At 41.5% G+C, this 15,362-nt stretch carries 8 protein-coding genes; all 8 read left to right on the top strand.

Features of this window, described 5'->3' with window-relative positions; translation table 11 throughout:
* The first annotated feature begins 554 nt into the window (after nt 1–554).
* Genes tagH through ACQ96U_RS21690 form a run of 8 tightly spaced genes read left to right on the top strand, consistent with a single transcriptional unit; the run spans nt 555 to nt 14,952 of the window.
* The gene (gene tagH, locus ACQ96U_RS21655; RefSeq protein ID WP_431723360.1) at nt 555–3,239 is read left to right on the top strand and encodes a type VI secretion system-associated FHA domain protein TagH; all 2,685 of its coding nucleotides are present in this window, start codon (nt 555–557) and stop codon (nt 3,237–3,239) included.
* 17 nt (nt 3,240–3,256) lie between these two features.
* The gene (gene tssJ / locus ACQ96U_RS21660) at nt 3,257–3,721 is read left to right on the top strand and encodes a type VI secretion system lipoprotein TssJ (RefSeq protein WP_431723361.1); all 465 of its coding nucleotides are present in this window, start codon (nt 3,257–3,259) and stop codon (nt 3,719–3,721) included.
* Nucleotides 3,722–3,751: 30 nt separating this feature from the next.
* Entirely contained in the window at nt 3,752–5,086 is a 1,335-nt protein-coding gene (gene tssK, locus ACQ96U_RS21665; RefSeq protein ID WP_431723362.1) for a type VI secretion system baseplate subunit TssK, read from the top strand.
* A 38-nt stretch (nt 5,087–5,124) separates the two neighbouring features.
* Complete coding sequence (icmH, locus tag ACQ96U_RS21670; RefSeq protein ID WP_431723363.1) at nt 5,125–6,132, top strand: type IVB secretion system protein IcmH/DotU; 1,008 nt, start codon at nt 5,125–5,127, stop codon at nt 6,130–6,132.
* Nucleotides 6,133–6,192: 60 nt separating this feature from the next.
* A complete protein-coding gene (gene tssM, locus ACQ96U_RS21675; protein WP_431723364.1) occupies nt 6,193–9,747 on the top strand; it encodes a type VI secretion system membrane subunit TssM in 3,555 nt (1,184 codons plus the stop codon).
* A 9-nt stretch (nt 9,748–9,756) separates the two neighbouring features.
* Entirely contained in the window at nt 9,757–10,515 is a 759-nt protein-coding gene (tagF, locus tag ACQ96U_RS21680) for a type VI secretion system-associated protein TagF (RefSeq protein WP_431723365.1), read from the top strand.
* A 19-nt stretch (nt 10,516–10,534) separates the two neighbouring features.
* Nucleotides 10,535–11,281, top strand: a complete 747-nt coding sequence (locus ACQ96U_RS21685; protein WP_431723366.1) for a PP2C family protein-serine/threonine phosphatase — start codon at nt 10,535–10,537, stop codon at nt 11,279–11,281.
* A gap of 26 nt (nt 11,282–11,307) precedes the next feature.
* Nucleotides 11,308–14,952 carry a protein kinase domain-containing protein gene (locus ACQ96U_RS21690; protein ID WP_431723367.1) on the top strand — a complete coding sequence of 1,215 codons (3,645 nt, stop codon included), beginning with the start codon at nt 11,308–11,310 and terminating at the stop codon, nt 14,950–14,952.
* The last annotated feature ends 410 nt before the right edge of the window (nt 14,953–15,362 follow it).

Consider the following 15,362-nt stretch of genomic DNA (forward strand, 5'->3'; position numbering starts at 1 on the left):
AAAACAGTTTTTACTATGCTTTCCAAAGATAGATTCCTGTGACAATACGACTTTGACAACCGCATTCTCGCAGTTTCTATCTTTGGTACAACCTACCATTCTCAGCCAAAAACTGTCCACAGTATTGGTTGTGTAAATAATTATTATAGTGAGAAATAAGTCATGTAATTTATTGTTTTAAAGCATGTTTTGGGTCGCTATAAATTAATTGCTTTTATGTTTAAATATGCCAACGCTTTAAAAGCCGCTAAATTTACCCATAACGAAGGGGAAAGTTGCTGATAGCATGCGTGGTGGATATTCATGCCACAAACTATTTATAGGTATAGTGTTTGTTCAATTATTTTTGTGATGTGATTAACTATACTTAACAGCAATGGTTTTTAAACATATGTTTTTAACGATGGGCAATGGTTTGGAAGGCGTTCTTAGAAATTTTCTGAATGATTGTTAGAAAGCTTAACACGTTTAATCCTTTTTGATTATTAAGTTTTGTCACTGTGCTATTTGTGGATGAAGTATGTTGCGAGAAGTAAAAACACAGGATCAATAACATGGAACTGTTGCTGAAGGTTATCAGTCCCCAACGTCATGAAATGGGACAAAATGCAATGAGGGTTTTTCAACCTTCAGGGGGAACTATTGGGCGTGCCAATCAAAATGATTGGATATTGCCTGATAAGCACCGGCATTTATCGAGTAAACATGCAACAATCACCTATGAACAGGGCGCTTACTTTATTACGGATACCAGTACAAATGGGGTTTATCTTAATAATGCGCCAGAGCCGTTAGGCAGAGGTCATACTGTACGTTTGCAGCATGGTGATCTCATCCAAGTTGCAGATTATGTTATAGAAACTGAGCTGCTTCAGGACGCAAGTCTGGTTCCAACGTCGAGCTTATCAGCTGAAACACGTGGTGATGATCTAAATGGCTTGATCACACCACAAAAAACTAATGTTGAGTTAGATCCTCTGGCCTCATTTTCCGAACAAAGTAGCTCTTCTCTGTATTCTTTCAGTACCGATGCTAATGCTGATCTTGGTCAAAAACCTTTTGATCCTTTAGATGGATTTATTGGTGCTGGTGGTGCGCAGTCTGATCATGATTTTATTTTGGACTCCAGCTTCATTCCCCCTAGTCCTGCCGGTATGGATCCAATGCCTGCTAATGCGGGTATGCCCGTTAGTCAGCAGCCTCCAGTATCACCCGGAGAGCCTCCCATTCAGCCGGCTGATCCGCAGGCTAATCAAGATCTTTTGGCTGGTTTTGGTGTTGATGGTTTGGGGCATGCGCCGTTGCAGTCATCACAACCGCCTTCTTCATCTTCTATTGGTGAGATGGGGAATACTTCTCTTTCTAATGATCCCTATGCACAAAATGTTCAGGCTACTCAAGCTGCTCAGAGTGCAGAATCTCTCAATAGTGCTGTACCTGCCCCTGGTGTTACGCCTACTCCTAATGTCACGTCATCCCCAAATGTAATGCCTACGCCTAGTGCAACGTCTCATAGTTCTGGCCAATCGCTTATTCCTGATGATTTTTTGCAGGGCGATAATAACCAAGCAAACCTAGGCTACCCTGGTACTGATGAGCCATCAGGATTTGTTGAAGAGCCACAACCAGAGGGACCAAATTTTTTACATGACGATATTACGCCACCGGGCTTTAATTCTCAGCAGGTTGATTTTGCCACAGGGCAAGCTCAAGGCGGTCAGGTAAATAGCCAGGGACCATTGATTCCTGATGATTTTATGTCAGAGCAAGCTGCAGCTAATGTTCCCAGTGAAGCTCCGGCACCGGCGATGAACGGTGATGCAGGCTTAATACCTGATGACTTCTTCTCAGACTTTGGCCCCGCTATTGATCCGCAGCAAGAGGTGATGAGTGACGTTGATGATGGTTCTGAGGTTGCGTGGGGGAATCATCGCGCAAATGATGAGCCTTTAACTGATCATGACCAGCCTTTTTTTACTGAAGACTTTTCAGGTCAAAATGAAACACCTGCGGCACCGAGCCAGCCCATCAATCAGCACGAAGCTGATTTATCAGCTCAATTTGCAGATGCTTCACCTCAACATAATGAGCAACCGCGATTAGAGCCACATCCTTCATTTGCACCTTCAGAAGAGCAACATACGGCTAAAGAAGAGCCTTTAATTGCAGATAATCCAGAGCATGTGGTTTCTGGTGATGATATTCTCGCTGCCTTTGAAGCACCTGCTGCCGATGCTGAAATGCCAGCGAGTAAGCCTGCTAAAGAAAAGGAGGCTGCTACGCATCAGGATACGTTCAATGTTGTTCCAGCAGGACAGCAAGCATTTCCAAAACCGCGACCACCACGTCCCAGGCGAGGGCAATCTGTTTCGGGTGGGGCTACACCTTTTCAGCCAACGGCTGCACCGCCTGAGACGGATAGGCGCTCTCGAAGTGGGCGTTCTCAGCCAGCAAGTTCAGCTCAGGAGCGGCCACAACCTGAATTACAAAAGCCGGTTCGGGTCAAGGTTGAACAGCAGTATGAAGCAAAATCAAATGCTTCTGCGGCAATGCCCGTATCTCAGCCAAATCAACCCACAGCTCAAGCAACGTTAAAAGATCAGCAATCCAAACAAGCTGAGCCTCCACAGCAGGCTACAACACCCGTTAAACCTGATAAAGCGTTTAATCAATTGTTGCTACAACTGGGTATTAATCCAGAAGAGGTTCCGGCTGAGCAATACAATCAGCTACCAGCTACACTTGGCAAAGTGATTCATAAAACGATAGAGGGGTTGATTCGGCTAATGATGACCCGTGCGAACCTCAAAAATGAGTTTCGTATGTCGATGACGATGATCCGAACGCAAGAAAATAACCCTCTTAAGTTTTGTGTCAGTGCTGATCAGGCGATTAAGCAAATGTTAGTGAATCCGTTGCAAGGCTATCTGGATACTGAAAGTGCAGTGGAAGAAGCATTTACAGATTTTGATAAGCATCAGTTGGCAGTGATGGCGGCTACACGATCAGCCTTGAATCATATGCTGAGTCGTCTTGATCCTGAACGATTAGAACAGCGTTTTGAGGAATCAAAAAGTAAAGGAATGTCTTTTGGTAATAAAAAGGCACGTTACTGGGAAGCGTACAAAGAGTTTTACCGAGATATTCTTGAAGAGGAAAACGTATTTCAGGCGTTGTTCGGTAATGAGTTTGCCAGTACTTATGAAGAGCAAATTAATAAGTTAAACCAGGATAAATAAACTGGAGGTTTCAAACAGTGAATAAGTGGCTAGCAAGATGGCAATACAATCTACTTTTTGGCTTGCTTTGTTGCGTTGCTCTCATAACAACGGGCTGCTTTAAAAGTGAAACTAAACTGGATTTGGAAGTTGTGGTGGCACCAGATGCTAACCCAGATCATAGTGGTCGGCCTTCTCCCGTTGTCGTCAAGTTATATGAATTAAATTCACCTGTCGTTTTTGAAAATGCTGATTTTTTTGCGCTGTATTCAGATCCTGTAAAGGTATTAGGCGCAAGTCTGCTTGGTCAAGAAGAGCATGAGTTTGTACCAGGCTCAACATCGGAGCTTAATTTATTACTTAATCCTTCGACACAATTTGTCGCATTTTTAGCTGCATATCGTGATATTGAAAATGCTAATTGGCGACTGGTTGTGAAAGTGGAGCCACTATCAAGTAATGAGTTTAGTTTACGCATCAATCGTTTAAGTCTTTCAAAATAGTAGTCATTTGCAGTAAGGACAACAAAACTAATGGCAATGCAGGATAAAATCGTATGGGCCGAAGGTATGTTTCTTCGGCCTCAACATTTTCAGCAACATGATCGGTATTATGATTTCCAGCTTAAAGAGCGCGTGCGTTTGGGTGTTGCTTATAGCTGGGGTGTTAAAAACCTGAGTATAGACCAGCAACATTTAGCGCTAGGCAAAATCGTCGTTAATAGTTGTGATGGTATATTACCTGATGGCACATTATTTTCGGTCCGAAATACTGTTAATGGACAACTCACATTAGATATAAAAGAAGAAACAAAAGAAAAAATCGTTTACTTAGCCTGTCCACTGTCAGCCGTTGATGATATCGAAGCGGATAAAAAAACCGATGAAAATATTATTGCACGATATATCAATAAAGAAGAGACCGTGCATGATAGTAATGCCGGTGATGCTACGATAGCCGAAATTAATGTTGGTTTATTACGGTTGTCATTACGCGCGGAAGAAGATGCTAAAGGCAACTATGTGGCTTTACCCATTTGTAAAATTATTGAAAGCCGTGCCGATAAAAGCATTGTGTTAGATGAAGACTATATTCCCCCGTGTTTGGATGTAAAAGCAGTGCCTAAACTGGTGGGTTATTTGAGTGAAGTGGCTGGTTTATTAAATCACCGTGGTGAAGCGTTGGCAGGTCGTATGCAAGGTTCAACGCGCCAGGGACTTTCAGATGTTGCTGATTTTCTTATGCTACAAACGATTAATCGTAACGAACCTCTATTTAAGCATTTATCTAAACTGGAATTGCTTCACCCGCAAAATTTATATGGTTACATGGCACAACTTGCAGGTGAGTTATCCACATTTACCAACCGCCAAAAACGTCCGAATGAATTACCCAGTTATCAACATGATGATCTTGAAGCTTCATTTATTGCATTAATGGGCGAGCTACGTCAGTCACTCAGTACTGTACTAGAACAAAATGTCGTTAAACTTGAGTTGCAAGAACGTAAATACGGTGTGCGTGTGGCAACGGTTAATGATCGAAACCTGTATCAAAATGCGGTGTTTGTGCTTGCAGTAAAAGCAAATGTGGCTAATGAACTGTTACGCTCGCGTTTCCCGTCACAAGTTAAAATTGGAACAGTTGAAAATATTCAACAACTTGTTAATTTGCAGCTACCCGGTATTTCACTTACAGCGCTTAATGTTGCACCTCGTCAAATACCTTACCATGCCGGTTTTAGTTATTTTCAACTTGATGCTAATTCAGAGATATGGCCACAGTTAAGTAAATCCGGTGGCTTTGCTATCCATGTGGCAGGTGAGTTTCCAGACATTGAAATGGAGTTCTGGGCGATTAAGCAGTAATGAACATTAATATATCCTCTTAACCATGAGGCAACCGCATGGATGGTTACGACTCAGATAATGCGGATAAGACAGTCATTAATTTTCAACAAGGTGGAAGGCCTGTTAAGCCAACACCAGGAAGAAGATCATCTGGTACGCAGGATGCGTCATCACATTCGTCTTATCAGCAAGCACCGCAGTCATTTAGTCAGCAGTGGCAACAGGCGCAAGCCGGTCAATTAACCGGTGTAAATAACCTGGTTAATTCGGCTTCTACGCTGATTAACATGGCAATTCGGCTGCGTAATTTGGCTCACCATGAGAATATTCAAGAATTACGCAGTTATTTAGTGCAGGAAATTAAACAGTTTGAACTCAAAAACAGGCAGCGACAGGCGGCTGAAGAAACAATTAATGCTGCGCGTTACGTGTTGTGTACCTTTCTTGATGAAATTATTGCGTTAACCCCTTGGGGTGGACATGCTGAGTGGAGCAAGCACAGTCTGCTCAGTATTTTCCATAACGAGACATGGGGGGGGGAGAAGTTTTTTGTTTTACTGGATAGGTTGAGAGCCGATGGCTATCGTCATCAGGATTTACTGGAATTAATGTTCATTATTATAAGCCTGGGTTTTGAAGGAAAATACCGTGTTATTGAACGCGGAAACGTTAAGTTAGAAGAACTACGCGATGATTTATATCGACAGCTGCGAATGGTTCGGGGCGATTATGAGCGAGAGTTATCAACTCAATGGAAAGGCGTTCAAGATCGTCGTAATGCATTAATTCGTTATGTTCCCCTGTGGGTTGTTGGTGCACTTGGTGCTGTTGTATTGCTTGCGATGTATTCAGGGTTTGCTTACTTCCTTAATGAAGAGTCTGTTGCATTGAGAAATGACTATACCTCTTTAATTGATCCAGCTGCGGAAGAATTTGCTAAGGATTTGGATTTATCATCGACGAACAAAGAGGAAAAAAATAAGGAAGAGGATCAGCAAACAGAAGAAACTGTTGACGATACAGAAGAAACAACAGCCGATTCTGACAATAAAGATGAAGGTTAGCCAGAGCCAACCGTGAAGGGTATATGGGTCATCATCAACTGCAGTGTATGGAAGTAATGAATGAAAGGCTTCATCAACGTTATTAAACAAAAGTGGTTTATTTCTCTTGTTGGGGTTATTGCCCTTTCAATTTTAATTTGGTTTGTGGGGCCATTATTCGCAATTGCTGATAAAAAGCCGTTAGCCAGTGAAGTTGTCCGGTTATTTAGCATTATGGCAATAATGCTATTGTGGGGACTGAATAACTTACGGATGAGTATGAAGGCTAAAAAGCAAAATGCTCAGTTGATTGAGGGACTTCAGCAAGATCAGTTAGCGCAACAAAGTGCGGATGCTCAAGAATCAGAAGAAGAAATCGCGTTACTGAATGACCGTTTTACTGATGCAATGGATTTATTGCGCCAATCCAGTATGCAAGGTAAAAGTGGTAAACAGTTTTTGTATGAATTACCTTGGTACATCATCATTGGTCCTCCAGGTTGTGGAAAAACAACCGCGTTGGTTAATTCGGGACTTGAGTTTCCACTGCAAGAAAAGTTTGGTCGAGAAGCTATTCATGGTGTCGGCGGAACGCGGCATTGTGATTGGTGGTTTACCAATGAGTCGGTATTAATTGATACTGCTGGACGTTATACCACACAAGACAGTCATGCGTCTGTTGACGCTGCAGCATGGACTGGGTTTTTAGGGCTGTTGAAAAAAAATCGTCCTCGCCGTCCTATTAATGGTGTGATTTTAGCGATAAGTTTGCAGGATATTGCGTTGCAAACTGAAGCGGAAATGAATGCTCATGTCAAAGCCATTCGTGCACGTTTACAAGAGCTGAATGAACGGTTGGGAATGCGTATCCCTGTATACCTGATGTTTACCAAGTGTGATTTGGTTGAGGGTTTTAACGAATTTTTTGAAGACTTAGGACGTGAAGAACGCGCTCAGGTATGGGGAAATAGTTTTGAAGACAGTGATCAACTCAATGTCGTTGAGTTATTTGATCAGGGAGTCGATATATTACTTAATCGCTTAAATGAACAGTTATTAGGTAAAGTACATCAAGAGCGGGATGTTAATCGTCGCGGTAGAATTTTATCTTTTTCTCAACAATTACTGCTTATTAAGCCGCAAATTCATACCTTTATTGAAAAAGTATTTGCCCCTTCACGCTTTCATCATCAGCCTTATTTGCGAGGTTTTTATTTTACCAGTGGTACCCAAAATATTACCTCAATTGATCGTATGGTCGATAGCTATGCTAACCAGATGGGGGTTGCACCTCAACCAACTCATCAAACAACGGGCAGAAGCTATTTTATTACCCGTCTATTGCGAGATGTAATATTTGCAGAGTCAGGTTTGGTCAGCAATGATCGCAAGTATGAAACAGGACGCTTGTGGGTACAGCGAGGTTCTTATGCTGCTGCACTGATTACCGCTGGTTTAGGTGCTTTTGCCTGGTCAACCAGTTTTACCTGGAACCAATTAAGCATTGGCAGTATTGAAGACTATGTTAAGTCTTTTATTTCAGGAAAAGATGAACTTCGCTCTGGTTATCGAGAAATAGATACGATACCTGTATTAGATCCACTTCGCGATGCAACCCAGGTTTATGATCAGGATAAAGTACCTTTTACGGGTGGATTAGGCTTATATCAAGGACGGAAAATTCAGCCAAATGCAACCCGTGCTTATTTTGATCAGGTCGAAGAAGTGTTTTTACCAGCCCTTAAGCGGCGGCTGGAAGAGCAAATTAAAGACAACATGAATGATGTTGATTTTCTTCATGCGGCATTAAAAGCCTATATTATGTTGGCTATGCCAAAGCGTCTTGATGAAGATTATGTTCGCGACTGGATGCAGTTTGACTGGGAAAACCAACTTCGTGGTGAAGCTAAGCTGCAAAATAAATTAAATACCTATCTTGATGATTTACTTAATTCGGGCTTTAAACCCATTAAGTTGGATGAGAGTCTGGTTAAACAAGCCAGAATTGTATTACGCCAAGTACCTTTACCACAGCAGGCTTATGCTCGAATAAAACAAGAATTTATCCGTCCGGATGCGATGCGTAGTTTTATATCTGAGTTAGGTCAGGAAATTGGTTATGTATTTTTAAATGCAGATTACAAAATTCCAAAGCTTTACACCAAAAATGGTTTTTACACTCAATTCAAGCCTGAGAGTTATAAATATGTGGCTGAAATTGCCAGAGATAACTGGGTGTTAGCAACCGCAAGTGGTGACTTCTCAGAAGCGGATATCAAAATGTTTCATGATGAAGTACAAGACTTATATTTCCAAGATTACATCAAGCATTGGAATACCTCACTGAATGAATTGAAAGTACGTCCTTTTGGTGATATCCGTCAGGCAACAGATCAACTCGGAAAAATCACTGCAGGCTTTTCACCGTTTAGAGAAGTGTTAAAAGACGTTGAAAAAAATACCATGATGTCAGTTCTGACTATGGAAAATCTTGGTAAAGCGAATGAAGTGCGTAAAGCCGCCGGTGTGCGAAGTGGCCGACTAGGTCGACTGAGTCGCCGAGCGGAGCGATTAGATCGAGCAGCGGATAAAGCCGGGTTAAAAGATAAAGGTAAGCCAGAATCATTAGGACCAGGCGCCAATAAAGTTGAAAGACAATTCCGCGATGTGAATCAGGTTATTGCGGCCGTGGGTAGTGGGCAAACTCAAATGGATCAGATTATTGATGCCTTAAATGGTTTGCGTAGTTATCTGTCGTCTATCGTTAATAGCGGTGATCCTGGTGAGTCTGCTTATAATGCGGCCAAGCAAAAAATTACTGGAGGTCGTGGTGATTACTTTACCACGTTAAAAGCATTATCAGGTACTACACCACAGCCTGTTAGACGATGGATATTAGATGTCACTAACGGCAGTTGGGGTCTGATGATGGGGCAAGCGAGTGAATACCTTAATCAGATTTATCGGGCAAATGTATATAGTTTTTATAAGCAAGCTTTAGCGGGGCGTTATCCACTGGCCAATGCGCGAGCGGAAGTGAAGTTACGCGACTTTGCTGAATACTTTAAACCGGGTGGCATAGAAGCTCGCTTTTTTGATGAATATATTAAGCCGTTTGCTAATACCAATAGAGGTTCATGGCGACTTAGAACGGTTGATGGACAGTCCTTAGGCATCAGTTCACGTGCACTTCGTATGTTTGAGACGGGCGCTAAAATCCGTAGAGTATTTTTCCAGGATGGTGCCGCTTCACCACAGCTTAACTTTACGATGAAGCCTGTGTATCTAGATGCCAATGTGGCCAGGGTAGAAGTTGATATTGATGGTCAAAAGCTGGTTTATCGACATGGACCCAGAGTGCCGCAGAAAGTGAGTTGGCCTCAGGAAGCCGGTGAGTCGAGTATTTTATTTGAAGACCTCAATGGTGTTCGTGTTGCATTCCGTGAGCAGGGTATTTGGTCATTTTTTAGAATTATGGACAATTTCCGTGTGGTTAATACCGGGCGTGCTGAACGGTTTAAAGTCGAGTTTAAGCTTGATAATCGACGGGCTGCTTATGAGCTTTCAGCCAACAGTGTCATCAATCCATTTAACCGCTCTTTGTTACGTGGTTATAACGCTGTTGGGAGATTATAGGAAAATATCATGCTGCTGACAGGGTTTTACGGTAAATTTCCAACCCATGGTGATTTTATCTCCAGGCGTCTTCCTCGAGAGTTTTTAGATCATTGGGATGAGTGGTTACAAGGGGCTATTCGTCATAGCCAAAATGAATTGGGTAATAGCTGGTTGAACAGCTATTTATCTTGTCCCGTCTGGCGGTTTTTATTATCGGATGGGGTATGTGGTGAAGGGATTTGGCATGGTTTGTTGATTCCTAGTGTTGACCGAGTTGGACGTTATTTTCCGTTAACGTTTGTCAGTCATTTACAACATGTTAAAAGCCCCATGAGAATACTGGCTGAGTGTGGTTATTGGCTGGATCGGTTGGAAGATATTGCTTATACCGTGTTAGATGATGACTTTGATTTTGAGTTGATGGAAAAAAATATTAAACAACTGGGCAATCCTCGTTTATCAACTTCAGCTCAGCAGCATGCTCCTGCACATAGCCGGCAGGTATCTCGTCCTCATTTAATGGCCGCCTTAGAAGTAGAGCGAGTTCGTCCATTACAAGCCATGCCTGCATTAGCAGAGCACCTGTTAAACCGAATGTTTAACAGTTATAGCTTATGGTGGACCCATGGCTCAGAACATATTGCCCCTGCTTTATTGTGTTGTGAAGGGTTACCCTCTTTAGCTGGGTTTACCAGCTTTATGACAGGACAATGGGAGCAGGGGGGGTGGATTAATTTAGGCAGTGTCATCACCCATAGTGATTCGGTAGGACTTCTGGAAGACTGAGGCGTTTGTTTGATAAATCATGAGTAATCAAATATCCCACTACGTAACAGCAGCACAAACGCACAAAGGTAATGTCAGGAGAATAAATGAAGACGCCTATTTAGTCGGAATTGACAGTGAGTCTGGTCATGGCAATCACATTTGGGCAATAGCGGATGGCATGGGTGGACATTTTGCAGGTGACTTAGCCAGTCGGATGATCATTGATGAGTTATCACGTTTGCCCAACAGCGATGCTTTAGATGGCGCAATTGAAATCGTTCAACAAACATTGTTAGAAGTGAATCGGCGTCTGATTGAAGATGTCACCATTAAACCAGGAAGCTCTGTTATTGGCAGTACGGTGGTGACTGCCGTGCTGAATGGCTATGAGTGTGCCTGTATTTGGGCAGGCGATAGCCGTCTTTATGTCTTTCGTGAGGATGCACTTTATCAAATCAGTCATGATCATTCAGTTGTGCAAGAGCTTGTTGATCAAGGGGTGATTACTGCTGAGGAAGCGCTGGTTCATCCTCAGGCTAATGTTATTACTCGAGCAATCGGTTCAGATATCGAATTAGCCTTGGATATCCGCGTATTTGATGTAATGCCTGGAGATCGGTTATTACTCTGTAGCGACGGTCTTTATGGTGAGGTACCTGTTGATGTTATAAAAAGTGGACTACGTCAGCGTAATATTGAGCAATGTGTGCAAAAATTGATCGAATCAACTTTGGCAGGACGAGCCAAAGACAATGTCACAGTTAATGTGATCGATATCCAATAATCAATTTTCACACGTGAAGTACTGGCATGGGCGCTGATAAAACGAAGCACAGCAAAACCCGTATTGATCGCGGTTTAGAAGTTCGTGAGTGGTCTTCAACAGCAGGAACGGCTGACTCCCAACGTATTCAACAAAAACAACCTATTCAAGATGATATTCCTCCGCATTCTGTAACTGAAGATGCAACGGTGATTAGTCAACAGCATGTTCAGACTAATAATGATTACAGTGCAGAAGACGCAACGGTAATTACAGGTAGGAAATCAGGTAGTGGAAATCCATCAAGTGATAATTCACTTGATGACAAAACGGTGATAACTGGGCAGCCGAATAGATCTCATTTATCCACACAACTCAGTCAACAACACGCTCCGACTGCTGCGTTAAATACTCAACATGCTGATGACGCAAAAACACTTATTACCTCTGAAGCATTATCCACAGGAAATACTTCTGCATTTTCTGAGACAACAGGTCATCGGCTTGAACCAACTCAATATGTAACACACAGTCAGCTTGATCAAACAAACCATAATAATAATCCACAACATATTAGCCAGCGTGTTGGTCTTGGCTCTGTGTTAAAAGCTCGTTTTGAATTAGTTGAAGTATTAGGCAGTGGTGGTATGGGGGTGGTTTATAAAGCCATTGACCGCCGAAAAATCGAAGCCAGTGATAGAAACCCTTATGTAGCCGTAAAAGTACTTAATGAAGAATTTCGTCAGCATCCGGAATCATTAATTGCTTTGCAGCGTGAGGCCCGTAAAGCGCAAACATTGGCCCACCCAAATATCGTAACCGTTTATGATTTTGATCGTGAAGATGATGTTGTTTTCATGACAATGGAGTTGTTACAGGGAAAAGCATTAGACCAGTTATTGCGTGAAGACTATCCGGATGGATTGCCTCTGACAACGGCTATTTCAATTATCCGTGGTATTGCAAATGGCTTAACTTATGCGCATAACAAACATATTATTCACTCAGATTTTAAACCCAGTAATGTTTTTATATTAGAAGACGGTACAGCAAAAGTATTCGATTTTGGTATTGCGCGCGCAGCAAAAACCAAAACCCAGGAAGACGGGGATAAAACATTATTTGATGCGGGTGAACTAGGCGCATTAACGCCGGCTTATGCCAGCCTGGAAATGTTGTTAGGAAAAGAGCCTGATATTCGCGATGATATCTATGCTTTTGGCTGTGTAGTTAATGAATGTTTAACAGGAAAGCATCCTTTTAATAAGCTTTCGGCGTTAAAAGCACAGGATAAAAAGCTGCAACCCAAGCGAGCAAAAATTTTAAAAAATGCGCAATGGAAAGCCTTATCTGCAGCAGTCGCATTTAGAAAAGAAGATCGACCTGAGACTGTACAACAGTTTATTGATACATTTTTAGGTAGTAATAAACGTAAAGGTTTCACAGTTTTTGGGGTGATTTTTGCGCTCTTGGCTGGTTTAACACCTGTAATATATACATCAACATCTTCACTTTTAGATGAGAGAAGAGCAACCCAGGTTATTAAAGAAATAAAACAGTTGCCAGCTGATCAGGTTGAGCAGGCTTTTGTATTGATTGATGAACAGTCAGCTGAATTACAAGAGCAAGTGCTAGATGCAACTAAAGAAAGAATTCTTGAACTGTTGAAAGAAAATGCATTTGCACGTGTTGCTGATGAGCAGGGTGAGCCTGACTTTCAAGGGGCTCATCGAGTTTTGATCAAGGGACAACAGTATTACCCTGACTCAGCAGCACTCAATGTTCATCTGGAAGCGCTGCAAGAAAAACTGAGAGAAAAATACAAATGGTTAATACAGCGACGGAGAATTTATCCTCGTGATGATCAATGGGATATGTTTGATTTGCTGGAAACTGCCCGGACCATAGCGCCTCAACATGAAATTTTGCAAAATCAAGAACTTGCTAAAACATATATTTTTGATGCTGAGCGAGCGATTCAAAAAAAGGACTATGATTTAGCGGATAGAGTGTTATCCACAGCCGTTCTGCTTTTTCCTGATAATGAAAAAATTATACGTCTAGTGGATCAGATTGATGCACAGCGCCGTTTGAACAAACAATCCAGTGCCAATGACGTTATTGATAACCTCGCCGCCAAAAGTACGACTAAGACACTACAGTTAAAAATTAATAAACTGTTAGACGTGCCTTTTTCTCATGAGCTGTGGAGCTATCAGTTATATACCCAGTATCAAGCAGTGAAGAAGAAGCTTGATGAGAGTGATGACTGGTTATTGGACCAGCAGCAGCGTATCGCTGAATTGTTTGTTGCTCGAGCCAGAGCATTGAGAGAAGCCAAGCGTTTTACAGCTTCCCTTGACCATTTAAATCAGGCCGCAGAATACGCGCCAGATTATTTTGGTTTAGACGATGAGAAGAATATTTTAAATACCGCTCAAGCTTCATATCAAGCAGAGCAACAGGCAAAACAGCGTATTGCTGAAGTAAATAATTTAAAGCAGTTGTTTAGCCGCAGTGTCAAACTTCAGGATGAAAAACAATCATTAAAGACTTATTTGCAGCTAAGAAAGTTACTGGGTGTTAACAGTAACTATATTCATAAAGTTGCGAATACTAAAATGGTACGTTTATATCTTTCTCTGGCCGAGAAGGAAGCAAAAAATGAGTCTTATAATGAGTCGATCAAACTCGTAAAAAAAGGGTTAGTGTATAAACCTAAAAGCGAAGAACTATTAACCGCCATTGAACATTATCAAATATCGCTTAAAAAATTAGAGCAGGATCAGCGTTACCAGCAGCAACAGGTTGTGGTTAAACTTTATCAACAGGGGCAGAAGGTAAATAAAAATAAGCTCAAAGCCGCATTGGCTGAGTTAAAGAGTATGGACAAGTCAATGCATCAGAAAGTTGAGAAAAGTATGTTGCAGTATTACCTGCAAAATATGCAACGTTTGAGCAAAAAGCAGCCAGATATAGCAAGGCAATATGGACATCTGGCGAGTGTTTTTTTTCCAGCCAATACACATGTTAAAAAAATATTAAAAAGCCTGGACCCCTGTGAAATTCGGTTTGCTGGGCATGGTAGTAATAGTCGGGCCATCTGTGCTGACAAATTAACCAATCAGTCATCTGGACCCAAGCTCGTGGTTGTGCCGCCCTATGCTCAGGGTGCTGCTTATTACGCTATGAGTAAGTATGAAATTAGCCAGGCTGATTTTGCCCAGTATTGTGATCAAACGAAAAAATGCCATCAACAATCTAGTCATTCTCGATTGCCAGTAACAAATATTTCTTTAAAAAGTGCATTGAATTATACATCCTGGTTAACAAAAGAGACTGGGTTTACGTATCGCATTCCCTCTGATCAGGAATGGTTACACGCGGCTTTAACAAATAAAAAGTCTAAACATAATGAATACAACTGTCGTGTTAAGTTGGGCAGTAAACTGCTTAAAGGACAAAGTTTGTTACCTGTAACCAGTGGCCGAGCTAATTCTTGGGGACTGGTCAATGTATATGGTAATGCGCAGGAATGGGTAATGATGAATGGCAAACCCTATGCGCGAGGAGGTGCTTATACAGACTCTTTAGCGGACTGTAATGGCAGTTTGGTTAAATCCCATACTGGTCAAGCTGATAAGCTTACGACATTTCGTGTTGTGAGGAATATTATGGTTGCGCAAAACTAATTCTTTAAGCCATTCATTTTGAGCAAATAATTGAAGCAGCGTAATGCTGCTTTTTTTATTGAGCAAAAAAGTACGAATATGTTTTGTGATATATTCCTTAAAAAAATAGTTATTAATAGAAAGTTTTTACTTTTATAGGTGCGATTAATAAAGGTTATAAAATTATTATTCTATAACTGAGCAAGAAATTACAAAAACAAGAAAAAACTGAGCAATTAATTGCTCAGATTTCGTGTGTTTATTTGTAGATGAATAGGATATTGTTTATAACACTATGATATTTAAAGTAAAATTTAAATTGGCACGATCGCTGCTAATAACTAGATAAATTTTGCAGACACTTCCTAAGGTGTTTCTTGTGAATTTCTTCACATCTTTAATGCAGTTAACGCTTAGAGATTGTTGAAGAT

The sequence above is a fragment of the Zooshikella sp. RANM57 genome (genome assembly GCF_050749885.1).
Lineage (GTDB): Bacteria > Pseudomonadota > Gammaproteobacteria > Pseudomonadales > Zooshikellaceae > Zooshikella.